General features: G+C 64.8%; 23 protein-coding genes. 18 read left to right on the forward strand and 5 right to left on the reverse strand.

From position 1 onward, the window contains the following. The first annotated feature begins 84 nt into the window (after positions 1-84). The 15 genes from KIH76_RS02990 (at position 85) to KIH76_RS03060 (ending at position 15,967) form a co-directional block, all read left to right on the forward strand. Positions 85-1,080: an NAD kinase gene (locus KIH76_RS02990; protein ID WP_236036791.1), complete on the forward strand. Its 996-nt coding sequence runs from the start codon at positions 85-87 to the stop codon at positions 1,078-1,080. Continuing rightward, the gene (recN, locus tag KIH76_RS02995) at positions 1,073-2,836 is read left to right on the forward strand and encodes a DNA repair protein RecN (protein WP_219069280.1); all 1,764 of its coding nucleotides are present in this window, start codon (positions 1,073-1,075) and stop codon (positions 2,834-2,836) included. The genes KIH76_RS02990 and recN overlap by 8 nt, the downstream gene beginning before the upstream one ends. Before the next feature lie 24 nt (positions 2,837-2,860). Then, on the forward strand, positions 2,861-3,535 hold the full coding sequence (locus tag KIH76_RS03000) for an HAD family hydrolase (RefSeq protein WP_214373283.1): 675 nt from the start codon (positions 2,861-2,863) through the stop codon (positions 3,533-3,535). A gap of 177 nt (positions 3,536-3,712) precedes the next feature. Further along, a complete protein-coding gene (locus KIH76_RS03005; protein WP_219069282.1) occupies positions 3,713-4,969 on the forward strand; it encodes a trans-sulfuration enzyme family protein in 1,257 nt (418 codons plus the stop codon). A gap of 115 nt (positions 4,970-5,084) precedes the next feature. Next, entirely contained in the window at positions 5,085-5,936 is an 852-nt protein-coding gene (locus tag KIH76_RS03010) for a MetQ/NlpA family ABC transporter substrate-binding protein (RefSeq protein WP_214373285.1), read from the forward strand. A gap of 10 nt (positions 5,937-5,946) precedes the next feature. Further along, positions 5,947-6,723: an aspartate/glutamate racemase family protein gene (locus KIH76_RS03015; protein WP_219069284.1), complete on the forward strand. Its 777-nt coding sequence runs from the start codon at positions 5,947-5,949 to the stop codon at positions 6,721-6,723. A gap of 69 nt (positions 6,724-6,792) precedes the next feature. Further along, positions 6,793-7,962 (forward strand): NAD(P)/FAD-dependent oxidoreductase, encoded by a 1,170-nt coding sequence (locus tag KIH76_RS03020; RefSeq protein ID WP_214373287.1) that lies wholly within the window; start codon positions 6,793-6,795, stop codon positions 7,960-7,962. Between the two features lie 360 nt (positions 7,963-8,322). Further along, positions 8,323-9,168 (forward strand): MetQ/NlpA family ABC transporter substrate-binding protein, encoded by an 846-nt coding sequence (locus KIH76_RS03025; RefSeq protein ID WP_214373288.1) that lies wholly within the window; start codon positions 8,323-8,325, stop codon positions 9,166-9,168. A 111-nt stretch (positions 9,169-9,279) separates the two neighbouring features. Further along, the gene (locus KIH76_RS03030; protein WP_214373289.1) at positions 9,280-10,311 is read left to right on the forward strand and encodes a methionine ABC transporter ATP-binding protein; all 1,032 of its coding nucleotides are present in this window, start codon (positions 9,280-9,282) and stop codon (positions 10,309-10,311) included. After that, positions 10,304-10,987 (forward strand): methionine ABC transporter permease, encoded by a 684-nt coding sequence (locus KIH76_RS03035; RefSeq protein ID WP_214373290.1) that lies wholly within the window; start codon positions 10,304-10,306, stop codon positions 10,985-10,987. The genes KIH76_RS03030 and KIH76_RS03035 overlap by 8 nt, the downstream gene beginning before the upstream one ends. Before the next feature lie 57 nt (positions 10,988-11,044). Continuing rightward, positions 11,045-12,361 carry an O-acetylhomoserine aminocarboxypropyltransferase/cysteine synthase family protein gene (locus KIH76_RS03040; protein ID WP_214373291.1) on the forward strand — a complete coding sequence of 439 codons (1,317 nt, stop codon included), beginning with the start codon at positions 11,045-11,047 and terminating at the stop codon, positions 12,359-12,361. A 48-nt stretch (positions 12,362-12,409) separates the two neighbouring features. After that, a complete protein-coding gene (locus tag KIH76_RS03045) occupies positions 12,410-13,591 on the forward strand; it encodes an amidohydrolase (protein WP_219069286.1) in 1,182 nt (393 codons plus the stop codon). A 111-nt stretch (positions 13,592-13,702) separates the two neighbouring features. Continuing rightward, positions 13,703-14,659 carry an SPFH domain-containing protein gene (locus tag KIH76_RS03050; RefSeq protein WP_420829247.1) on the forward strand — a complete coding sequence of 319 codons (957 nt, stop codon included), beginning with the start codon at positions 13,703-13,705 and terminating at the stop codon, positions 14,657-14,659. 28 nt (positions 14,660-14,687) lie between these two features. Then, positions 14,688-15,662 (forward strand): D-2-hydroxyacid dehydrogenase, encoded by a 975-nt coding sequence (locus KIH76_RS03055; protein WP_219069288.1) that lies wholly within the window; start codon positions 14,688-14,690, stop codon positions 15,660-15,662. Positions 15,663-15,670: 8 nt separating this feature from the next. Next, positions 15,671-15,967, forward strand: a complete 297-nt coding sequence (locus tag KIH76_RS03060; RefSeq protein ID WP_219069290.1) for an acylphosphatase — start codon at positions 15,671-15,673, stop codon at positions 15,965-15,967. Between the two features lie 167 nt (positions 15,968-16,134). Here KIH76_RS03060 and KIH76_RS03065 read toward each other — a convergent pair whose 3' ends face one another. After that, a complete protein-coding gene (locus KIH76_RS03065) occupies positions 16,135-17,010 on the reverse strand; it encodes a patatin-like phospholipase family protein (RefSeq protein WP_214373295.1) in 876 nt (291 codons plus the stop codon). A 76-nt stretch (positions 17,011-17,086) separates the two neighbouring features. Next, positions 17,087-17,878: a glutamate racemase gene (gene murI, locus KIH76_RS03070; protein ID WP_214373296.1), complete on the reverse strand. Its 792-nt coding sequence runs from the start codon at positions 17,876-17,878 to the stop codon at positions 17,087-17,089. A 72-nt stretch (positions 17,879-17,950) separates the two neighbouring features. Between murI and dapF the strand changes: the two genes are divergently transcribed. Continuing rightward, the gene (gene dapF / locus KIH76_RS03075) at positions 17,951-18,850 is read left to right on the forward strand and encodes a diaminopimelate epimerase (protein WP_219069292.1); all 900 of its coding nucleotides are present in this window, start codon (positions 17,951-17,953) and stop codon (positions 18,848-18,850) included. Between the two features lie 17 nt (positions 18,851-18,867). Here the strand turns inward: dapF and KIH76_RS03080 are convergent, their stop codons facing one another. Beyond that, a complete protein-coding gene (locus KIH76_RS03080) occupies positions 18,868-19,518 on the reverse strand; it encodes a vitamin K epoxide reductase family protein (protein ID WP_236036792.1) in 651 nt (216 codons plus the stop codon). Between the two features lie 74 nt (positions 19,519-19,592). On the opposite strand from KIH76_RS03080, the gene KIH76_RS03085 reads away from it, so the two are divergent. Continuing rightward, positions 19,593-20,477: a PHP domain-containing protein gene (locus tag KIH76_RS03085; protein WP_214373299.1), complete on the forward strand. Its 885-nt coding sequence runs from the start codon at positions 19,593-19,595 to the stop codon at positions 20,475-20,477. A 179-nt stretch (positions 20,478-20,656) separates the two neighbouring features. On the opposite strand, the gene KIH76_RS03090 is transcribed toward KIH76_RS03085, so the two are convergent. Further along, on the reverse strand, positions 20,657-20,881 hold the full coding sequence (locus tag KIH76_RS03090; protein WP_214373300.1) for a DUF3107 domain-containing protein: 225 nt from the start codon (positions 20,879-20,881) through the stop codon (positions 20,657-20,659). A 79-nt stretch (positions 20,882-20,960) separates the two neighbouring features. Beyond that, on the reverse strand, positions 20,961-22,580 hold the full coding sequence (locus KIH76_RS03095; RefSeq protein ID WP_236036812.1) for a phosphotransferase: 1,620 nt from the start codon (positions 22,578-22,580) through the stop codon (positions 20,961-20,963). Positions 22,581-22,718: 138 nt separating this feature from the next. On the opposite strand from KIH76_RS03095, the gene KIH76_RS03100 reads away from it, so the two are divergent. Further along, positions 22,719-24,248 (forward strand): ATP-dependent helicase, encoded by a 1,530-nt coding sequence (locus tag KIH76_RS03100; protein WP_214373344.1) that lies wholly within the window; start codon positions 22,719-22,721, stop codon positions 24,246-24,248. The last annotated feature ends 14 nt before the right edge of the window (positions 24,249-24,262 follow it).

Here is a 24,262-nt window from a genome sequence, read left to right on the forward strand (position 1 = left end):
GTGTCATGCGAACATGTGTTCGAAATTTTCGGTCGGTTCAGTTAGGATGGGACTGTTCCTGTTTCCTGCGGCAAGGGGGATGTGATGGTCGGCGTTCGGCACGCGGTGGTGGTGACGCACACCCGTCTTCGCGAAAGCGGCACGGTGGTGGCCGAGGCGGTGGCGAGGCTGCGCCAGTGCGGGTTCGAAGTGTCGATCATCGACAATTCGGAGGCACCGGCGTTCGGGGCGAGACCGTCGGTGGTGCCGGACAACACCGAGATCGTCGTCGTGCTCGGCGGCGACGGCACGATCCTTCGTGCCGCCGAACTCGTGCACTGCACCCGCGTGCCGATTCTAGGCGTCAATCTCGGCCATGTCGGGTTCCTGGCCGAGTTCGAGAGCTTTCAGATGAGCGAGGCGATCCGTCGCGTGGCCGAACACGACTATTCGATCGACGAACGCATGATCGCGCATGTGGACGTCTGGCTGCCGGGCGCGAGCGAGCCGCTGGAGGACTGGGCGCTGAACGACATTACCGTGGAACGGGCCGACCGTGGCAAGATGGTCGAGCTGTCGATCCGCGTCGATGACGTGGAGATGAGCTCGTTCGGATGCGACGGGGTGATCGTCTCCACGCCGACCGGCTCGACCGCGTACGCGTTCTCGGCGGGCGGGCCGATCATGTGGCCGAACGTGCAGGCGTTGCAGCTGGTGCCGCTGGCCGCGCACGCGCTGTTCGCTCGTCCCCTGATCATCGGTGCGGGCTCGACGTTCGCGCTGGACATTCTCGACGATTCGATGTCGGACGGATGGATTTGCTGCGACGGCAGGCGCCAGCGCGCACTGCCAAAGGGAACACGCATCGAGGTCCGCCAGTCGAAGGACACCCTGAGACTGGCCCGGCTGTCCGGAGTGCCGTTCACCAACCGTCTGGTGACCAAGTTCGATCTGCCGGTCGTCGGATGGCGCGAACAGGCCCGTGGCGGGGTACAGACGGTACATCATGGCCATGTCTTCCCCGATGGGGTGGAGCACGGCGTGCCTGGCTCCGTTCCGATGGGCGACGTGGCGGGCACAGGGGAGAACGCGGATGCTTGAGGAACTGGAGATCCGAGACCTGGGACCGATCCGCCATGCATTGCTGACGCCGGCGCCGGGCATGACCGCGATCACCGGTGAGACCGGCGCCGGCAAGTCCATGCTCCTGAGCGCGATCAAGCTGATCTCCGGAGGCACTGCGGACTCCGGGCGCGTATCTGCCGGCGCGAAGGAATCCTGGACACAGGGCGTGTTCGCACTCGGGACTGCCAAGCCGGAGCGGAACGGGGATGACGGCCGTGGCTCCCGTGTGCTGGCCGTGGCACGCAATGCCGGCGTCGAGCCGGAGGACGGGGAATTGTTCCTTTCGCGCGTCGTGCCGGTATCGGGCCGTTCCCGAGCCGTGGTGAACGGGCGCAGCGTGCCGCGCGCCGTACTGGGTGAACTGGCCGGCGAACTCGTCACGATCCACGGTCAGGCGGATCAGCTGCGCATCGCGGCGTCGGCGCGTCAGCGTGAGTTCCTCGACATGGTGGCCGGGGACGAGCGCGAGCTCGAACGGTATCACAAGGCGTGGGACGCGCTGTGCGCGCTGGACGATCGCCTCGAACGCATGGAGCATCAGGAGGCTTCGGCCCGGCAGCAGGCGGATTACCTGAGGGAGTCCATCGATCGCATCAACCGCGTGGATCCCCAGCCGGGGGAGGACGACGAGCTCAAGGCCAGACGATCGCGCATCGAACATGCGGCGGACATCGCGCAGGGCGTGTCGGGCGCGCTTGGCGCGTTGGACGCATCCCAGGTCAACGTCGACACGGATGACGCCAGTGCGTCCGAACTCATCAACCGCGCGGTGCAGTCGCTGCGATCCGTTCACGCGGATGGCGATTTCGCGGAACTGGCCAATCGGCTGGAATCCATCAACGCCGACCTGTCGGACGTCGTGTATTCGTTGAGCCGTCAGCTCGACGTGGAAGACGACATGGACGATCTCGACGAGCTCAACGCGCGCATTCATGAACTGGGCGAGCTGACCCGCCGGTGGGGGCCGACGTTGGCCGACGTGATCGCATGGCGTGACAAGGCCGTGTTTGATATGGAGGATCTGGATGCGTCGCCCGAAAAGATCGCCGAACTGCGGCAGGAACGCGCCAAGCTGTTCGACGATGCCATGGCGGCGGCCGAACGTCTGAGCGCCGTGCGTCGCTCCGCGGCCCGGTCACTGGCTGCCACCGTAACCGGCGAGCTGTCGTCGCTGGCCATGGACGGCGCCGAACTGAAGATCAACGTGGCGAAGCGAGAAGGAACAGGCAAGACCGCTTCCTGGCCGCTCGATGCCAATGGATGCGACGACATCTCGTTCATGTTCACGCCGTACGAGGGCGCCCCCGAACTGCCGATGGGCAAAAGCGCCTCGGGCGGCGAACTGAGCCGGCTCATGCTCGCCCTGGAACTGTCCGCGGCGGACCGTCATTCGGGTGACGCTTCCCCGATGACGTTCATCTTCGACGAGGTCGACGCCGGTGTCGGCGGCAAGACCGCGGTCGAACTGGGCCGGCGTCTGGCGCGGCTTGCGGCCAGCGCCCAGGTCATCGTCGTCACCCATCTGGCGCAGGTCGCCAGTTGGGCCGACCGGCAATTCGTCGTCACCAAGGAACCTCCGGACGCGGATGACGACGCCGTCGGGGTCGTGACCACCGTCGAACCGGTGGAAGGGGATGCCCGCATACGCGAGATCGCCCGCATGCTTTCCGGCTCCGAATCGGAGGCGTCGCTGGATCATGCGCGCGAGCTGCTGGACTCATCGCGGATATAGGCATACGACCGGAACGGAGCGAACATGAACGATGTGAGGCATATCAACCAGGGCAAGGCGGCCATTTTCGACTTGGACGGCACGCTGCTCGACTCCATGGGCGTGTGGGATCAGGTCGACATCGATTTTCTCTCTCGCAGGGGCATCGTCGTGCCCGACGATTACATGATCAAGGTCGCCTCCATGCAGTTTAAGCAGATCGCCGAATACACGATCGCCCGGTTCGGCCTGACGGACACTCCCGAACAGCTGATGCGCGAATGGGACGACATGGCTCGCGTGGCCTATTCGACCGTGGTCGAAGCCAAGCCGCATGCCAAGGACTACCTGCGCCGCCTTACCGAAAGCGGGGCCCGGCTGGCGGTCGCCACATCGCTGCCGCCCGCGCTGCGTGAGCCGGCCATGAGACATGTCGGCATCGACGGATACTTCGATGCGGTCGTCAGCGTCGACGACGCAGGCGATGTCGGCAAGGACAGGCCCGACGTCTATCTGCTGGCGGCGTCCCGTCTCGGCATCGCACCCGAGCATTGCACGGTGTTCGAGGATCTGCTCGTCGGCGTCAGATCCGCGAAATCGGCGAACATGCACGTATGGGCCATGCACGACGACTCGTCGGACGGCGATTGGGCGACGATTTGCGAGGAGGCCGACGGCGTATTGTTCGACTTCGGCGACGCGCCGGACCGGCTCGCCTAGTCGGCTGCGCGGCGAAACGGCGCATTCGGATGCCTTTGGCAGCGGTCATAAGCAACGTGTATAGCCACGCGGCCACACGTCGCCGAAGCATCGGGTAAGGTGGGCACCAGCCGCGGGGCGGGGGCCATCGCGGACGGGAAACAGCCACACACGCAAACCATCTCAAGGAGGTGCGCCATGACGAGGTTCAACACGCAGCTGGTCCACGGACTGCCGGTCAACGACAACACCACCGGTGCCGTGAATCCGCCGATCTACAACTCTTCCACGTATGCTTTCGAATCGGTCGAGGCGATGCCCCGCTGGGATTACGCGCGCAGCGGCAACCCCACCCGTGATTTCCTCGAGCAGCAGATCGCGCAGCTCGAACACGGCAGCCGCGGTTTCGCGTTCGCATCCGGACTGGCCGCCATCCATGCGGTCATCAGCATCTTCAAGCCGGGCGATCGCATCGTGGTCGGCAAGAACATCTACGGCGGCACCTATTCGTTGTTCAACGAATACTTCGCCGAACGCGGCATCACGTTCGAGCCCGTGGACACCGCGGATTACGAGGCGCTTGACGCGGCGGTTCAAGGCCGTGAACGCGTCACGTTCGACGGATGCAGGCTCGACGAGACGACGCCGGCGAAGGCCGTGTATTTCGAGGTGCTCACCAACCCGCTGTTGCAGGTCAACAACGTGGGTCGCATTTCCGAGATCGCCCGCCGTCACGGAGCCCTCACGATCGTGGACAACACGTTCGTGACCCCGTATCTGCAGCAGCCTCTCGACTTGGGCGCCGACATCGTCCTGCACTCGGCCACCAAGTACCTGGCCGGGCATTCCGAAGTGACCGCGGGCCTTGTCGTCGTCAAGGACGACGAGATTGGCCGGGCCATCTACTTTGCGCAGAACCGGTTCGGCGGTGTGCTCGCGCCCGCCGAATGCAACGATGTACGCCGGGGCATTCAGACGCTCGCCCTGCGTGTGGAACGCCAGCAGGAGAACGCGCAGGCCGTCGCCGAATACCTGCTCGCCCATCCGCTCATCAAGACAGTGCACTATCCGGGCGTGAAGGGCGATCGCGAATGTCTGCTTGCCGACAATGGGCTACGTGGCTTCGGCGGCGTGCTCTCGTTCGAGGTCGTGCCGGGCGTCGATCCCGGCATCGTGCTCGACAACCTGCACGTCTTCCGTCTGGCCGTCAGCCTCGGTGCGGTGGAAAGTCTCGCCGAGCTGCCCTGCCGTATGACGCATTTCGAATTGCCGAAGGAGGAACGGCTCAAGGTCGGCATCACCGACGAACTGATCCGCCTCGCCATCGGCATCGAGGATGCCGCCGACCTGATCGAGGATCTCGGTCAGGCGCTCGACAAGGCGTATGAGGCGTATCTGCGCAATCACAGCGAGCTTGACACGTTCAGCCAGCTCGCGTCGGGCGTATTCGCCTGAACCGTAGGTCTTATATAAGAGACGTCGGGCCATCCGTGCCGATGCGGGGCGGACGGCCCGGATCATATTTTTTTTGTTCTTTTTTCATTGTTCATTCAATCAAGGGGAAAACCGTATGCGTTCCACCATCACACGTGCAGTCAAAGCCGTATTCGGCATCGCGTTGTCGGCCGGGCTCGTCCTGTCGGCCGCGGCCTGCGGCACCGCCTCGGCCAACGACGCGGACACGGCGAAGACCATCCGTCTTGCCGCGTCTCCCGGCCCGTACAGCGAACTGTTCAAGAAGGGCGTCGCCCCGATCCTTGAAAAGCAGGGATACACGATCAAGGTCACCACGTTCAGCGATGCGCAGCAGGCGAACGACTCGCTGAACGAAGGCAGCACCGATCTCAACGTCGATCAGCACACGGCCTACATGGACGCATACAACGAGAAGAAGAACGGCACGCTGGAGTCGCTCATCCCGATCCCATCCGTGCCTGCCGGCCTGTACTCCAAGAAGCATACGTCCGTCGACCAGATCACGAACGGCGCCACGATCGCGGTCTCCCAAGACCCGTCGAATCTGGCTCGCGCATTGCGGCTGCTGGAGAAACTCGGCTGGATCACGCTCAAGGACGACTCCGATTCGGCCCTCGGATCGATCAACGATGTCGCGACCAACCCGAAGAACCTGAACTTGGAGACGCTCGACAACGGCCAGATCCCGCGCGTGCTGGATGATGTGGACTATGCGGTCGTCACCGGCAGCTGGTCGTACAGCGCCAAACTCGACCCGAAACTCGAGCTCGCCCAGGAGACGCTCAAGCCCGAATACGAGATCGTCGCCGTCACCCGCAAGGACGAAGCGAACAAGCAGTGGGCGAAGGACGTGGTCGCGGCGTACAAGTCCAAGACGTTCCACGATTATCTGGCCAAGAACAACACGACCGGCTACTGGTTCGTGCCCGACGAGCTCAAGCAGTAGGCAAGCAACGATGACGATCACATCGACGCCTCACCCACCGCAACAGGAAACGCCCGAGCCGACGCCGGTCCCGACGATCGGCCGTGGGCGACCGTATTACGGAGTCGGCACCGGCATCGCCATTCTTGACTCCGACATCCCTCGTCCGGTCGGAGACATCGGCAACGCCCGCAGCTTCGGCTATCCGGTACGCTACGAGGTCGTCGCCGGCATCGGTCCCGCCGACATGTTCCGGCCGCGCAGCACCGCGGTGGCGGACGGATTCGTCGCGGCCGTCAACACGATGGCCGACCAAGGCATCCAGGTCGCCGCCACCTCGTGCGGCCTGCTCGCCCACTACCAGAGCGAGGTAGCCGCACGCACGCGGATCCCCGTGGCGATGTCGAGCCTGATCCAGCTGCCGCTCGTGCTGCGCATGCTACGGCCGGAACAGAGCGTGCTGCTAGTGACCATCGACGCACACGCGATCGGCGACCGGCATTTCGAACAAAGCGGCGTCGCGCAATCCGATCGGGATCGCATTGTCGTGCAGGACATGGCCGATGCACCGTATTTTCTGTCCGTGATCAAGGGACGGCAGGACGACTACGAGCCGGCGCGGGCCGAGATCGAAGTCCTTGCCGCCGTGCGCGCAGGACTCGCCCGTGCGCCGCAATGCGGGGCGATCGTGCTGGAATGCACCAACCTGCCGCCCTTCTCACAGACCATCCGCCGAACCACGCATCTTCCCGTCTGGGATGTGCTCACCCTGACCGACTGGCTGGCCGGGGCCACCGCCGTGGACTGAAACCAGAGCCCGCCCATAGGCAACCACTATTACCGCATCATCAGCAAGACCACGTAAGGGGAACACACCATGAGCAGCCAATCCTATCTGGTCGTCGGCGGAGGCATCCTCGGCGCGACGATCGCAGAGCGACTCGCCGTACGCGGCGCGGACGTGACCGTCCTCATCGCACCGGCGAAACCCGGGACAAGCGCCACCGAACGCACCCTGGGATGGATCAACGACACCGGCGTCAGCATCGCGGAATACCGTACGCTGCGCACCATCGGCAAACTGCGCCTCGCACAGCGCCAGCTCGTCGATGCATCCCGGCCGGAAGGGACGACCTGGTACCACCAATCCGGCCGGCTGGATTGGGCGAGCGCCGCCGGACGGCAGGAATTGCCCGCGCACAACGGCGCGCATCGCGAAAGCATCGAAGAGGAAGCCGCCAGACTCTCCTCGCAAGGCCAGGACGCGTACCTGATCTCTCCGAGTGAGGCGGCGGCTATCGACCCAGCCCTGGATGGGGCAAGTCTGTCGGGCAACGTGCTGTGGGTTCCGGAAGACGCCTGGGTCGACCTGCCCCTGTTCGCGCGGACTCTGCTCACCCGTGCGCGATCGGCCGGCGCGTGCATCGTACGCGGCAGCGCGTTGACGCTGCTGGAATCAGACGACGGCACCGTGCGCGGCGTGCGTACCGAGAATGGCGACATCACGGCCGACCGTACGATCGTGGCCGCGGGGGAGGACACCCCAGCGCTGATCAGTCGGTTCGCGGCCATTCCCAAGGCGTCCACGACCGGTGTGACCGTATTCACCACGCCGTTGGACAACCCTCCCCGCACTGTGCTGCGCGCGCCGTTCGCCGGTGCCCGCACCGATGAGCAGGGACGTCTGGTCGTCGTCGCCGACCCCTTGGAGGCAGCCATCCTGCCGGACGGCACGCTCGATCCCGATGCGCTACGGCACACGCTCGACCACCTATCCGCATTCCTGGCCGGTCACCCGGCACTGGAGGCCGAACACGTGTTCATCGGCCCGCGTCCCATTCCCGGTGACGGATTGCCGGTAGCGGGCGTCGTCGCGGCGACGGGAGGCACGCTGGCCGTCGCGTTCACGCACAGCGGCGCGACGGTGGGGTATGCGCTCGGCCAGATTCTGGCCGACGAACTGCTCGACGGCACGCGTGCCGTGGTGCTGGACGCGTTCCGGCCGGAACGCTTCGCCGTGAACGGGCTCGACGCCCGGTTCGACTGAGCGTCGTCGACACAGTCATCAACGAGCGGATGGCGCAGGGACATTCCCGCAAGGGAGGAAGCCTGTGCCATCCGCTCGTCGCGTATTGACGCACCATGCCGTTGCCGTCGGATTGCGGCCAGCACGTCCCGATCGAGAAAAAACTTATAGCCGGTTAACAAGTCCAAGAACCGGGCGGGGCCGTACAGACGCTCAAACTTTTGCCTATAGACACGCCGTGTTGCGTCCTGAACGAAGTACGTATATTCGGGATTGTCATCTTCGAGGGAAGATCCTTACACGGAGGAACGGGAATCCTCCTGACACGCAAACATCGGCAAGCAACATCATCGATCGTCCACCACAGAGAGGGGAAACATCATGACCGCACACAAGAAGACCTGGCAGATCATAGCCGCAGCCGCCACCGCCGCGCTGCTCGCCCTGACCGGCGCCTGCGGCACGGCCTCGGCCACCGGTACCGACACGGCGAAGACCATCAAGGTCGGCACGTCACCCGGCCCGTACAGCGAACTGTTCAAGAAGGGCGTCGCCCCGGTGCTCGAAAAGCAGGGATACAAGGTCACCTACCAGAACTTCAGCGACCTGCAGACCGCCGACATCGCGCTCAACGAGGGCAGCGTTGACCTGAACGTCGACCAGCACACCGCATACCTCGAGGCGTTCAACAAGAACAAGGGCGGCGATCTGGTCGGTCTGACCCCGATCCCGACCGTGCCGGCCGGCCTGTACTCGCAGAAGCACAAGTCGCTCGACGATGTCTCCGAAGGTGACCTCGTGGCGATCTCGCAGGACCCGTCGAACGAGTCCCGCGGCCTGCGCCTGCTGGAGAAGCTCGGCTGGATCACGCTCAAGGCCGACGCCGACCCGGTGACCGTCACGCCGAACGACATCGAAAAGAACCCGAAGAACCTCGACATCCGTCCGATGGATTCAGGTACGATTCCGCGCTCGCTGCAGGATCTCGACTATGCGGTGATCCCCGGCAGCGTCTCCTACAGCTCGAAGGTCGACGCCAAGCTCCAGCTCGCGCAGGAGACGCTCAAGCCCGAATACCTACTGCAGGCGACCGTCAAGAAGGAAAACAAGGACAAGGAGTGGGCCAAGGCCGTGGTCGAGGCGTACAAGTCCAAGGACTTCCTTGACTTCCTCGACAAGAACAACACCAACGACTACTGGTTCGTGCCCGACGAACTGCGGCAGTGACCCGAAAGGGCCCGTGAAACGCAATCTCGGGCCCATGCGCCGGGGCCGGCCGCGTAGGACCGGCCCCGATGCATGCCACACATCCACACGTCTATCCAAGGAAGTGCATTCATGAACACAGCCGTCACGTTCGACCATGTGTCCAAAACCTACGGTCGCGGCAGCAAAGCCCAGAAAGCGCTCAACGACATCAGCTTCGAGGTGCCGGCCGGATCGTTCTTCGGCGTCATCGGCTCCTCCGGCGCCGGCAAAAGCACGCTGATCCGCACGGTCAACGGTCTTGAGACACCCACCAGTGGCAGCGTGGACGCGCTGGGCCGCAACCCCGCGACGCTGAACAAGCCCGAACTGGCCAAGCTGCGCCGCGAGATCGGCATGATCTTCCAGCACTACAATCTGCTGCAGTCCAAGACCATCGCGCAGAACGTCGCGTTGCCACTGGTGTTGGCCGGCGAATCCAAGGACACCATCGACCGCCAGGTTCGTCACACGCTGGAACTGGTCGGACTGGCCGACCGTGCCGACGCCTATCCGTCACAGCTGTCCGGCGGCCAATGCCAGCGCGTCGGTATCGCCCGCGCGCTGGTCACCAACCCCAAGGTGCTGCTCAGCGACGAGGCGACCAGCGCGCTCGACCCGATCACCACGCGCCAGATCCTCGACCTGCTCAACGACATCAACCGGCAGTACGGCATCACCGTGCTGCTCATCACCCACCAGATGAGCGTGATCGCAAGGGCCTGTGAACACGTGGTCGTGCTCGCGCACGGCGACATCGTCGAACGCGGCAAGGTGAGCGACGTCTTCGCCCACCCCAAGGACCCGCTGACCAGGCAGTTCGTCGAAACCGTGGTGCCCCGCCAGCTGCCCAAGAACCTGACCGACCGCATCTCGTCGGGCGGCGAAGGCTCGGTGGTGCGCGTCTGGTACCGCTCGGACGCCGCCAAGCACATACTGGCCGACATCAACGCCGCCGTGCATCCCACCGACATCACCCTGCTGCACGCCAATGAGAACGCGCTGCGCGACGTGACGCTCGGACAGCTCATCATCGGGCTCGACGGCGTGGACGGCTCGTCCCTGGCCGAACGGCTCGCCCCACTGGAAAACGATCAACGTGAATTCGAGGTGCTCCATGTCTGATTTTCTCGACTCCACCGTCACCACCGAACAGTACCTGCAGGCGTTCCAGGACACCCTGTACATGGTGGGCCTTGCGCTGTTCTTCGGCGCCGTCATCGGCATCCCGATCGGCGTGGCGCTCGCCATCACGCGCAAGGGCGGCCTACTGCCGAACCAGATCGTCTACGTGGTGCTCAACACGATCGTCAACATCATCCGCTCCGTGCCGTTCATCATCCTCATGGTCGCGATCATGCCGTTCACACGACTGATCGTACACACGTCGATCGGTACGAACGCGGCGCTCGTGCCGCTGGTCGTCTACGTCGCGCCCTACATCGGACGCCTGATCGAAAGCGCGATCCTCGAGGTCGATCCGGGCATCTACGAGGCAGCCGAGGCGATGGGCGCCGGCACTGTGCAGACCATCCGGTACTTCATCCTGCCCGAAGCCAAGGGATCCATCGTGCTCGCGCTGACCACGGCGTGCATCGGACTGATCGGCGCGACCGCGATGGCCGGCACGATCGGCGGCGGCGGCGTGGGTGATCTCGCGATCTCGTACGGCTACCAGCAGTTCGACACGATCGTCATCATCATCACCGTGATCATCCTCATCGCGATCGTGCAGGTGATCCAATCGTTCGGCAACTGGTACGCGCGCCGCTCGCGGCACACGTCGAACACCGAGGAATAGGCCCGCGGCCATCTCCGCGGCCGACATACAGACGACATCAGAAAGGGAAACGGGATCGTGACGCAGCAAGAGACGACCGGATTCGAGACATTGAGCGTGCACGCCGGATACGATCCGGCAGCCAACCGGGACTCCTCGAGCGTGCCGCTCTACCAGTCCGTGGCCTACGGGATGGAGAACGCCCTGCACGGTGACGCGCTCGCGGGCGGCCAGACCAGGGGATTCTCATACTCGCGCGTGGCGAACCCCACCGTGGACGTGTTCGAACAGCGGATCGCCTCGCTTGAAGGCGGCGATTCGGCGGTCGCCGTGGGCAGCGGCATGGCCGCCGTCTCCTACGCGTTGCTGTGCGCGGCCGAAGGCGGCGGCCGCATCATCTCGCCCACCGACCTGTATGGCGCCTCGGTCGATGCGATGGAGACGTTCTTCCCCCAGTTCGGCATCCACACCGACTTCGTGCACGACATCAACGACCTGTCCGAAGTCGAATCGCTCATCGGGGACGACACCCGTGCGATCTTCGCCGAATCGGTCGCCAATCCCAGCACCGAGGTCACCGACATCGCGCCGCTCGCCGAACTCGCGCACCGTCACGGCATCCCGCTGATCGTCGACAACACCGTGCCCACGCCGTACCTGTTCCGTCCGATCGAATTCGGCGCCGACATCGTCGTGCATTCGACCACCAAGGGCATCACCGGCCACGGCAACGCCCTCGGCGGCGCGATCGTGGACGCGGGACGATTCGATTGGGACAACGGGCGTTTCCCGCAATTCACCACGAACGAGCTGATCCTGAGCGACGAACGCAACGGCGTATGGGAAAGCTTCGCCTCCAAATTCGGCCGCGGCGCGTTCATCCACCGGGTGCGCACCAAATACCTGCGTACGTTCGGCGCGGTCATGGCCCCGTTCAACGCATACCTGTCGCTCGTCGGGCTGGAGACATTGCCGCAGCGCGTACGCCAGCAGGCCGCCTCCGCGCTCGCCGTCGCCGAACACCTGCGCGGCGTGCCGCACGTCACGCGAGTCAACTATTCGGCGCTCCCGGACCATCCGCAACGCCGGCTCGTCGAACGATACCTGCCCAAGGGAGTCGGACAGATCCTCTCGTTCGAGGTGGACGGGGACGAAACCAACGTCAACCGCATCCTCGACGGCACGAACCTGTTCTCCTACGTGCCGAACATCGGCGACGCGAGATCCCTGATCGTCAACCCCGCCCGCATCACGCACCGCGAAGTGCCCGCCGTCTACCGCAAGGCCGCCGGCGTGAGCGACAACCTCATCCGCCTGTCGATCGGTCTCGAGAACGTCGACGATCTGATCGCCGACCTCGATCAGGCCATCGCCCACGCCTACCAACCCGCCTGATCCGACCGCAGCACATCCGACCAACCGCAAGCACACGAAGGGAACACCATGACCGCACAGCATCTGCAAGCAGAACTCGAAGACCATTACCGCTGGTTCCACCAGCACCCCGAGCCGGCATACCAGGAATTCGAGACCACCGCGCGCATCAGGCAGATCCTTACCGAACACGGCATCGACATCCTCGACACCGGCCTGAAGACCGGACTCGTCGCACGCATCGACGGCGCGGCGAAGGACGGCCTGGGCGCCGGCCATGTGGTGGCGGTGCGCGGCGACATCGACGCGCTGCCCATCCAGGAGGACACCGGCGTGCCGTACGCGTCCCTCAACCCCGGATACCTGCATGGCTGCGGTCATGACTACAACCTCACCACCGCGCTCGGAGCGGCCCTGCTGCTTGCCGAACGACGCGACGAGTTCGCCGGCACCGTCAAGGTGATCTTCCAGCCCGCCGAAGAGGTGGCCGCTACCAAGGAGATTCCGACCGGAGCCGTCGCCGTGCTCAACACCGGCGCCCTGAATGATGTCGAGGCGTTCTACGGCGTGCACGACACCAACGGCGAGGAACCCGGCACGTTCGTCATCGCGTCCGGCCCCGACTCGGGAGCGGTCGATAAGTTCCGCGTGCGCTTCCACGGTCGCGGCACCCATGCGGCGCACCCCAACGGCGGCATCAACCCGATCCGCCCGCTCGCCGCCGCGGTCGAGGGCATTCAGTCGATCAGCGGTCAAGACGTCGAGCCCACGCATCCGTGCGTCGTCACCGTCACCCACGTCGAATCCGGCAGCACCTGGAACGTCATCGCCCCCGACGCCTTCCTCGAAGGCACCGCACGCACCGCGTTCCCCGAAGACCGCACGATCATCCACGACCGGCTCGAAGCCATCGTCAACGGCATCGCCGCGGCCTACGGAGTAAGCGTCGACTTCGAATGGGAATACGGCTCGCCGTCCGTCGTCAACGACGAGCAGTGGTCGGCGCTCGCCGCCCAGACCGCCACAGACCTCGGACTCACCGTCGTCACGCCCAAGCAGACCTCGCTCGGCGGAGAGGACTTCTCCTACTACCTGCAGCATGCGCCCGGCTCGTTCATCCACATCGGCGTCGGCAATGGCGACCGGCCGATGCACGGCCCGACCTTCTACGCCAAACTCGACGCGCTCGCCGACGGCGCCGACCTGCTCGCCACCGTCGCCACGCGCACGCTCGCACGCCTCGGCGAATGAACGGACGGTGGACTGATGCCCGGATTCCGGGCGGTTCGTGATTCGTGCTGATACGATGGGAACCGTGAGCCGGCATCGAGGACGGTGCCGGCAGACAAGGAAGGGGACATCATGCTGTTATCCGATTTCACCGGGCCGGTCATCACGGTGCTGGTGCTGGCCGTCGTCATCGCATTGCTGTGCGCGGCGATCTTCGTCGTGCCGCAGCAGCAGGCGTACATCATCGAACGGTTCGGCAAATTCCATAAGGTGCAGTTCGCCGGCATCCACGCGCGCATCCCGTTCGTCGACCGCATCGCCACCAAAACCAACATGCGCGTCTCGCAGCTCAACGTGCAGCTCGAAACCAAGACGCTCGACAACGTGTTCGTCACCGTGGTCGCCTCCACGCAGTTCCGCGTGAACGCCGAGAACGTGGCCACCGCATACTACGAGCTGCGCGACCCGGCCGGCCAGCTGCGCTCCTACATGGAGGACGCGCTGCGTTCCGCGATCCCGGCGCTCACCTTGGACGACGCGTTCGCCCGCAAGGACGATGTGGCGTTCGACGTGCAGAAGACCGTCGGCAACGAGATGGCGCGCTTCGGTTTCACCGTCGTCAAGACGCTGATCACCGCGATCGACCCGTCGCCGCAGGTCAAGAACGCGATGGACTCCATCAACGCCGCCCAGCGCGAGAAGGAGGCTACGCGCCAGCGCGCCGAGGCCCAGCGCATCCAGATTGAGACACAGGCCGCCGCCGAGGCCGAGAAGACGCGTCTGCAGGGCGAGGGCCAGGCGAACTACCGCCGCGAGATCGCCAACGGCATCGTCGACCAGATCAAGTCATTGCAGGCCGTGGGCATGAACATCAACGACGTGAACAACGTCGTGCTGTTCAACCAGTACCTCGATGTGATGCGATCCCTGTCCGAATCGAAGAACGCGAAGACCGTCGTGCTGCCGAGCGCCACGCCAGGCGGCTACGAGGCGCTCTACCGGCAGATCACCGAGGCGATGCTCACCGCCAACGAAACCAAGACCGACGGCGGCGACGCGCCGTCCGACGTGGCTTCCGCCGCGAAGTAGATGTTCCGGTACGGCCTACAATGGCCGTATGAGCAAGACGATCATCAACTGCCTGCCGCTGACCGACGAGGAACGGCAGGCTTTTTGCGATGCCGTGGACGGCACCGACGTGCATCAGGAATTCACGGGCGTCGCCGCACAGCGCGGCATGATGGGCTGGAAGGCGGTCGTGCCGGACGAACTGCGCGGAACCGCCACCGCCGTCATCGGCAACATCCCGGCCGACGAGTGCGCGCACTACCCGAACCTCGAATGGCTGCAGACCTGGAGCGCCGGCGTCGACCCGTATCTGGCGCCCGGCGTGCTGACCGACGGCACGCAGGTCACGAACGCGACCGGCGCGTACGGCCAGACCGTGGCCGAACACCTGTTCGCGATGATGTGGTCGCTGATGAAGAACATCCCCATGTACGCGCGCCAGCAGACCGAACAGCGCTGGCACGACCTCGGCCGAGCGCTGTCGCCGGTCGGCGCGACCGTGCTCGTGATCGGCACCGGCGACATCGGCTCGCATTTCGCGACGTTGTGCAAGGCCGCCGGCGCGCATACGATCGGCGTGCGCCGCGACAAGACCCGCCCGGCCGACGGCATCGACGAGATGCATGATTTCAGCGAACTCGACTCGCTGCTGCCCTCCGCCGACGTGGTGGCGATGGTCGTACCGGCCACTGCCGACACGTATCATCTGATCGACGGCCGTCGCCTGACCCTCATGAAATCGACCGCCGTGCTGCTTAACGCCGGCCGCGGCACCGCCATCGACCCGCGTGCGCTCGCCCGCGCCCTGTCCGAGGACCAACTGCACGGCGCAGGTCTCGACGTCACCGAACCCGAACCGTTGCCCGCGTCCAGTCCGCTGTGGAACGAACCGCACTGCCTGATCACCCCGCACGTCGCCGGCGGCAACCATCTGGCCGCAACCGAGGATCGCATCATCGCGATCGCGCTCGGCAACGTGCGCCGCTACGCCCACGGCGAGCCGCTCGCCAACCGGCGCAGGTAGGGAGGAACATGACTGAGTCCAGCAACGTCATTCGTGTACGTGCCGTGGTCACGGGTCTGGTGCAGGGCGTGGGATTTCGGTATTACACGGTCGAACAGGCGCGCAGGATCGGCGTGGGCGGCTGGGTGCGCAACCGGCTCGACGGGTCGGTCGAGGTCGAGGCGCAGGGGGAGCCGACCGAGATCGCGCAGATGATCTCGTGGCTGAAGGTCGGGCCGGATTGGGCGCGCGTCGCGCACGTGGCCGTGACCGAGATTCCGATCGAATCTGAGCGCGGCGCGTTCCGTGTGCGTAATGATCGCTGAGCCGAATATCCATTTAACGGTTTTGACCGGGACTGGTATGTTGCCGGACCTAAGCTGACGCGTTCTGTGTTCTTGGCTCCCTCGGCCGAGGGAGCTGTCCGCGAAGCGGACTGAGGGAGCGTCGGACCCATCGCATTAAACCCGATAAAGTACTAGTCGGAGGTTAATCAGCTCGCCAGGAACTCGGGGATGGCCTCGGCGGCGGCATAGCCGGCGCGGTACATGCGCTCCAGTCCCTCGAACGACTTGCTCAGCGTCGACAGGCCGTACAGGCTTTCGGGCGCGAGGATGAGCACGCGGCCGTCCTTTTCGTACTCCTTGGCCAATGCCACCTCGTCGTTGTACGTCTTGTAGCGTTCCAGCAGCCGCTCGGCCGCCGCCGGGTACGAGTGGCGCAGGATACGCGCCGGCGCGATGTCTTTCTTCTGCTCGCGCAGCACGTCCTTCAGTTGGGTCAGGATCAGCACCACGCGGTCGTAGCCGTCGTCCAGCGCCTTCTGGACCGGGACCGGATCGGCGATGCCGCCGTCGAAATACGGCACCCCGTCGATCACATACGGTTCGCACGCGACCGGCACTGCGCTCGACGCCTTCATGATATTGAAATCGTCGTAATGCACGTCCGACTTGTCGAAGTACTTGGCCGAGCCGTCGCGCGCGTCGCATGCGATCACCGTGAACCCGGTCGGATTCGCCTCGAACGCCGCGTAGTCGACCGGATATTCGCCGTCATGGTTGCTCAGCGTGCCGTACACGTAGTCGAGGTTCGCGAAATTGTGGTTCTTCACGAACGAGTCGAAGCTCGCGTACTCCTTGCGGAACGCGTACTCCGTGTAGAACTTGTGGTTGCGGCCGTGCTGGCCGGAGATGAATGAGACCATGTTCGCGCTGCCCGCCGAAACCCCATAGCAGTGGTTGAACGCGATGCCGTCCTCAAGGCAGCGGTCCATCACGCCCGCGCCGAAGATCGCGCGGAATCCGCCGCCCACGTCGATCAGCGCCGTCCTGTGCTGCGTCTCCTGCGTCTGCGTGTTGTCAGCCATGCCAATTCCCCTTCGTGCTGTGCCGATATCGCGTCCGAGCTTACGTGCCCAGCCGGGACAAACCGGCATCATCCGGTCAGGAATGCAGCAGTTCGCTTGACAATGTCGCGATATGCTCGCTCGGGTCGGAATTGGCGAGTTCCACGCCGCCGGCCGCATCGTCCGGCGCAAGCTTGCCGAGCGATTCGAGCACGACGCCCAAATGCCGCACCGTGCCTTCGTTGCCGTCGATGATCGCGGTCGAGGCCGGCAGCAGCTCGCGGAAATAGTCGCGGTAGAACACGAAATGCGTGCAGCCGAGCACCACCGAGTCGATCGAATCGAGATCGTACTGATCAAAATAGCCGTGCAGCGTGCGCATCACCAGATCATGATCGCCCAGCCGGCCGTGCTCGACGATCTCCACCAGGCCCGGGCATGGCTCGGGGAAGATCGTGTTCTCGGACTTGAACCGGTCCATCAGCGCGGCGAACTTGTGCTCGCGCAACGTCAGCGGCGTCGCGGCGACGATCACTCGCTGAGCGGCATGCGAGCCGTCCGCGCGGTCGCCGCGGTCGCACGCCACCTTCAACGCCGGCTCCATGCCGATGATCGGCATGTCGTAGTGTTCGCGCAGGTCGTTCACCGCCGCCGACGTCGCCGTGTTGCACGCGATCACCACGGCCTTGACACCCTGTTTCACGAACCGTTCCACGATCGCGAAGCTCAATTCGCGCACCTGCTCCGGTGACTTCGTGCCATACGGCGCGTTCGCGGAATCGCCGAAATACAGCACGTGCTCATGCGGCATGTCGTGCATGATCTGCCGTGCCACCGAAATGCCGCCCAGTCCGGAATCGAATACGCCGATCGGTGCCGTCGAAGCCATGCCGCTGCCTCCTGCAAAAGATATGTGGACGTTCACTAGAGTACTCCGCGCATCCCACGCTAGAGTAAAGCCATGAGCATTCCGCACGTTGTATACAAGGCCCACGCCACGGGCAACGATTTCGTCGTCTACGCCGATCCGACCGGCGAATATGAACCCACGCCGGACGAGGTGCGCTTCCTGTGCGACCGGCATTTCGGCATCGGCGGCGACGGTCTGATCCGTCTTGCGCATCCGGGCGACGTGTCCGATCTGAGCGCCGAACAGGTCGCCGAGTCCGCGGCCGGCGGTGCCGAATGGTTCATGGACTACCGCAATGCGGACGGATCCCTCGCGGAGATGTGCGGCAACGGCACGCGTGCGATCACGCTGTTCGCGCAGCGGCAGGGGTACGCCGAGCCGGCCGGGGGAGCGCCGTTCAGGCTCGGCACCCGCGCCGGCGTGAAGACGATCACCTCGCTGGGGGCCGTGGCCGGGTTCGGCAAGGACGTGTTCCAGGTGGACATGGGAGCGTGGAAGCGCGGCGAGACGGATGCGTTCGCCGTGACGATCCCCGGCACGACCGGTTCGGCGCGCGGCACGTTCGTGGACATGGGCAACCCGCATGTGGTCGCGGTGATCGAGGATTCGTTCGCGACGTTGCCCACGGTCGAGGAGCTTGATCTGGTGACGAAGCCGGAAGTCAGTCCGGTGCTCGAGTCTGATCAGAACGTCGAGTTCGTGCGCATCGATGACATGGATGAGACGAACGATGCCGGAGAGGCGACGATGCGCGTGAACGAGCGCGGCTGCGGGGAGACGCTCTCGTGCGGCACCGGCCTGTGCGCGACCGCCGTGACGCTGCGTGCCAAGACCGGCATCGACCATTGGACGATCACCGTGCGCGGCGGCACGCTGCGCGTCGACGTGACCGACGAGGATGTGAAACTCACCGGCGCGGCCACGTTGGTAGGTCGCATCGAACTGCTCTAGGGAGTCGTCGTCGCGGCTCACGAGAAGATGGCTGCGCCGTCCTTGACGAGAATTAGCACCACGAGCGCGATCAGCCACACCACGTCGGCCATGAGATCGTAATTAAGACGGTAATACGTGCGTAGGCCCTGCGAACGTGCCGGCAGCCCCTGCACGGTGACGGTTGCGTGGCTCAGTGCCATGAACTGGATGGTCGTGGAGAACATGAGCGCGAGGCACCACGGGCACAGGGCGTTGATGACGAACAGCGACTGCGAAGTCAGCCAGTACGAGTAGGCGATCGCGGCGAGACCGCCCAGCCAAGTGCAGGCCGCGAACCAGCGGGGCACTGCCACACGCGTCAGACCGATCACCGCGACCGTGACGAACACGGATTCGGCGGCGATGCCGAAGAACGCGTTCGGATAGCTCAGCCCGCCGAATTTGACGATCTCCGACTGCCACGACTGCGCGACCGTCGAACAGGAAAGCACGCTGTTGATGTCGCAGTCGAGGATCTGGTTCGGGTCGCGCGCAAGCTTGAGCGTTTCCGCCGACAACACGAACGAGACGACCAGCGCGACCGCCGAGGCGATCAGCATGATCAGATACGTCCATGTCGCGGCGTGTCGCCATCCGCTCGGCTGAACCACGGTCTCGTGTGGTTCGCTGTCCTGTTCGTTCGTCATATCAGGTTCCCTTCCGATTCGTTTCGGCATGTCATATGACATGCCGATGACCGGTTTCAGATTACGATGGTCGTATGACTCGCATCGACATTCCTTCCGAACCGCCGCGCACGGGCTGGGACATCCACTGCCACACGGTGTTCTCCGATGGTACGGAGACGCCGGCCACGCTGGTGGAACAGGGCAAGGGTCTGGGCCTGCTGGGCGTTGGCATCTCCGACCATGACACGACCGCAGGATGGCATGACGCCGAGGACGCCGCGTCCCGGTGCGGTGTACCGCTGCTGCGCGGTACGGAGATCACCGCCGATGATGAAGGAATCTCCGTGCACATGCTCGCGTTCCAGTACGATCCGCGCAGCCGGCATATCTGCGAGCTGTTCGAGGCCACACGGGCCGCTAGACTCAAGCGTGTCAGACGGATGGTCGAACTGCTGTCGGCCGATTACCCGATTACTTGGAACAGCGTGCTGGAACAGGTGCGCGAGGGGGAGAAGACGACGGTCGGTCGGCCTCATATCGCGGATGCGCTCGTAGCCGCCGGCGTGTATCCGACCCGATCCGACGCATTCTCCGACGTGGTGAGCACGTCAAGCAAATACTATATTCCAACACCATCGCCGAGTACCCATGAAGTGGTGCGGGCGGTCGGCGAAGCCGGAGGCGTGACGGTCATCGCCCATGCCGGCGATCTGAGCCGCAATGCGCGACTGCTGTCGGATCGGCAGATCGAACGGCTGATCGGCGAGGGGCTGGACGGTCTTGAGGTATGGCATCGCGGCAATCCGCCCGAACAGCGCGAACGGCTGCTGGCCATCGCACGCCGTCACGGTCTGCTGGTGACGGGCGGATCGGACTGGCACGGCAAAGGCAAGCCGAACGCGCTGGGGGAGAACCTCACCGATGAGGCCACGGTAGTCGAAATCGTGCGCCGTGGCGCGATTCCGCTGTGGAAATAGGAAAGACGAACCCATAAGTGGGCAGAACAGGCTCTAGGAAACCAAAGGTGGGTGTTTCGGTGTCATATACGGACGAACATCGTCCCCAAATAACACCGAAACACCCACCTTTGATTATTCGGATCCCGTTGTGCCCACTTTTCGCGGGAAACGGGACGGGACACGGCTTGGACCGGACGTCACAGCGCGCCGAAACCGACGGCGTGCTTGGTTTCCGAACCGATGATCGCGTAACCGAGCGCATCGGCCGGCACGACGATATGGCGGCCCTTGTCGTCGGTCAGCTCGATGGTCTGATGCTCGGAGACGGCCTTGCCGATCACCGCGTTCACCTCGTCCGCGCTCTGTTCGGTGCTGAACGTGACGGTGCGCGCCACATTGCGGATACCCAGTTCGATGTCCATGATGCTCCTTGATGACGGCCGCCACGTGGCGGCATGCGTTTTTCTCTATTGTGCCAAGCGGCGTGGCCGGTACGTTCGGTTACGCCGTCGGCGTGGACGCTTCCTCGCCGTGTTCGCCGCTCTCATGGTCATGATCGTCATGCCCGGCCGGGGTGCCGCCCTGCGCCACCGCGCGCGTGATGCCGGTGCGCGACGCCAGGCCGAGCTGCGCATCGCGCAAGGCACGCTCCTCCTGCTCGAGCAGCGGGATCAGCACGGTCTGCGCATCCTGCTCCTGGGCCGGGCTCATGCCTGCCTGCTGCTGGCGGACGCGATCCTGGTACGGCTGCGAACGGTAGACCTGCGGCTGGTTGTCCGGCGTGTCGTCGGAACCGTCATACGTCTGATCGATGAACATCGCACGGGCCTCGTCCGGGCTGATCGCCATCGTCGGGGAACTCGACGGGGTCCATGACCGGGAGTCGGGCGACGGACGGTATGCCGTCGGCGTGGATTCGGGTGTGTGATCGGCCGTGGCATCCGTCTCACCGGTCGGATCCGACACGACCTGTGCGGAATCGGTGCGATCCATGTCTCCGGTCTCATCCGATCCGGTCATGGCCGACACGGCAGGAGCAGCGGCTCCCTGACCGGCCTGTGCTCCGGCCTGTGCGAGACGCCGCTCGCTTTCGCGCAGCAGCGTGCCCACGGTGATCGTGGACGGCGCCTTGCGCTCGTCGGTCTCGTCTCCGGCGCCCTGCGGTCCGCCGTCATCCGCCGATCCCGCCGCAGGAGCCGAAAGCGGCGCGCCGTCGGCCTTGTGCGTGACGATGCCGAGCTGATGGGCCAGACGATCCACCTGCGCCTTGAACTGCATGATCTTCACGTTGTCGGCACGGTTCAGCGCCTGGATGAAATCGCCCACCTGCTCCATCTGCAACCACAGGTTCGCGCGCAGCATGATCAAATCGTCCAATCGCGAACCCATCATCCGCCCGTATGCGGCCAACACCGCGTTGCGATGTTCCTCGTCCAGTTTGGCGAAGATCCATGCAAGGTCGCGGGCGGGATCGTTGATCTGCATGCCCTGCCAGTTGGTGATCGCGGTGATCGTGGAACCGGAATACAGTACGTCGCCGTCCACGAACCCGCCATGCACAAAGCATGTGGCGAACGACCACAGGCCGTCCGTCTCGATGATCCGCGCCCAGCTGCCGGTGATCTCCGGAGGAATATGACCTGCGGCGCGCAACCGGGTGATCCACTTCGACAGCTGCGCGTGGATCTGCGACGTGCCGAACGACGGGTAACCGCCCGACCCCACCATCGTGCCTGGCAGACGGTGGATCGCGCCGATCGCCGTGCCGATCGCCGAGCAGTCGTCCAATGTGAGCAGATCGAGATTGCGCGCGATGCCGTCGAGATGGTTGATGACCATGACCGCGGTGCCCCCGGTCGGTCCCTTCTCGTTGGCGTCCTGGAACGCGACGACCTGATCCAACCCGAATCCCAGGCCGCCGGGCTCACGCGCCTGCGCCAGCGTGCGAGCGGCCCGCACGCGGTTCCTCAGCCTCTTGCATCCGGCCTCGGTGTCGGATGCGAATACGTCGTACTGCCGTCCGGTCGAATCCAGGACGATCGCCTGATCGATGCCGGCCGTGCCGTCCGCGGCATTCTGCGATCCCGCTTCGCGCACTCCGGCCACGGCGATGCTCGGCATGGCCGCGCAGGCAAGGGCCGCCAACTGGAATTTGCTTCGTTCACTCACAGTTACACCCTAATACATCCCCTGACTCGAACCGGTGTCATCAGGCCAAAACACGCATGGCGCTCGCATGAAGGTGCGGTGGCTGCCACAATGGAACGCATGACATCGGCACAGGACACCCACGCACAGGATCTGCTTGACGGTTTGGACGAATCGCAGCATACGGCGGCGGCCACCGTCGACGGTCCGGTGCGCATCGTCGCGGGGGCGGGCGCGGGCAAGACGCGCACGATCACCCGGCGCATCGCATACGCGTGCAGGAGCGGGCAGTGGGATCCGTCGGGCGCGCTCGCCGTGACGTTCTCCGTCAAGGCGGCGAACGAGATGCGTTCGCGGCTGCGCGGGCTTGGCGTGGATGACGTGACCGCGGCGACGTTCCATTCGGCGGCGCTGCAGCAGCTGCGCCGGCACTGGGAGGATATCTGCGACGCGCCATTCCCGCATATAGCCGACGATGGCGAGCCCCGGCGCATCATCGATGTGGCGCTGGGGCGGGTGTGCGCCGCGGCTGGTGCGGACGAACAGACGGCCCGCGCCGTGCAGGAGGAGATCAACTGGGCGAAGGTGTCGCTGATCGCGCCCGGGGACTATCCGCGCGTGGCCGCCGCGCTGCACCGCCGCCCGCCGGCAGGTTTGGAGGTGCAGCAGTTCGAGGACGTGTACGACTGCTACGAGCAGGAGAAGACGTCGCACGGACTGATCGATTTCGACGATATTCTGCTGATCGCATGCCATGTGCTCGACGAGTTCGATGACGTGGCGGCGGACATCCGTCGTTCGGTCCGCTGGCTGACCGTGGACGAGTACCAGGACGTGTCGCCGTTGCAGCATCGGCTGATGACATTGTGGCTGGCCGACAATCGCAATGTGTGTGTGGTGGGAGACCCCGCGCAGACGATCTACTCGTTCGCCGGCGCCAGCAGCTATGACCTGCTGTCGTTCCCCGGGCAGTTCGGACCGTTGGCCGCCGACGTGAGCCTGAACACGGACTACCGTTCCACGCCGCAGATCGTCGGATACGCGAATCGTATTCTCTCCAGGTCTCCCGAACGCGGGGACTATCTGCGTCTGGTCTCCGCCCGGATCGACGGCGAGCACGTGCGGCACACGGTCTACGAGTCGGACGCTGACGAGGCGAGAGGGGTCGCGGGGCGCATCGCGGCCATGGTTGCCAAGGGGGAGGATCCGTCCGACTTCGCGATCCTGACCCGTATCAACGTCCAGCAGCGCCTGTTCTGTGACGCGTTGCGGGAGCTTGGGCTGCGGTATCGCGTCCGGCGCGATACTGGATGGTCGGGTGCGGCCGGAGACGATCCGGCCAGCCGGCAGGCGGTCCTCGAATCGTTGGGAGCTGACGGTGCGGCGCGCGCGGGAGCGGTCAACGTGTCCACGATTCACGCGTCCAAGGGTCTGGAGTTCAGGCATGTGTTCCTGGTCGGCTGTTCCGAGGGTCTGATGCCGTATGGTTCTCCCGCGGACGGCGACGCCTTGGAGGAGGAGCGTCGGCTCGCGTATGTCGGCGTCACCCGTGCCGAAGACAGCCTGCACCTGTCGTATGCGCGCGCCAAGGATCCGGCCATGCCCGGCCGGCCGCGCGTCCCCAGCAGATTTCTGACCTGACGGTCGGCCGGCGC

Source organism: Bifidobacterium simiiventris (assembly GCF_019331715.1).
GTDB lineage: Bacteria > Actinomycetota > Actinomycetes > Actinomycetales > Bifidobacteriaceae > Bifidobacterium > Bifidobacterium simiiventris.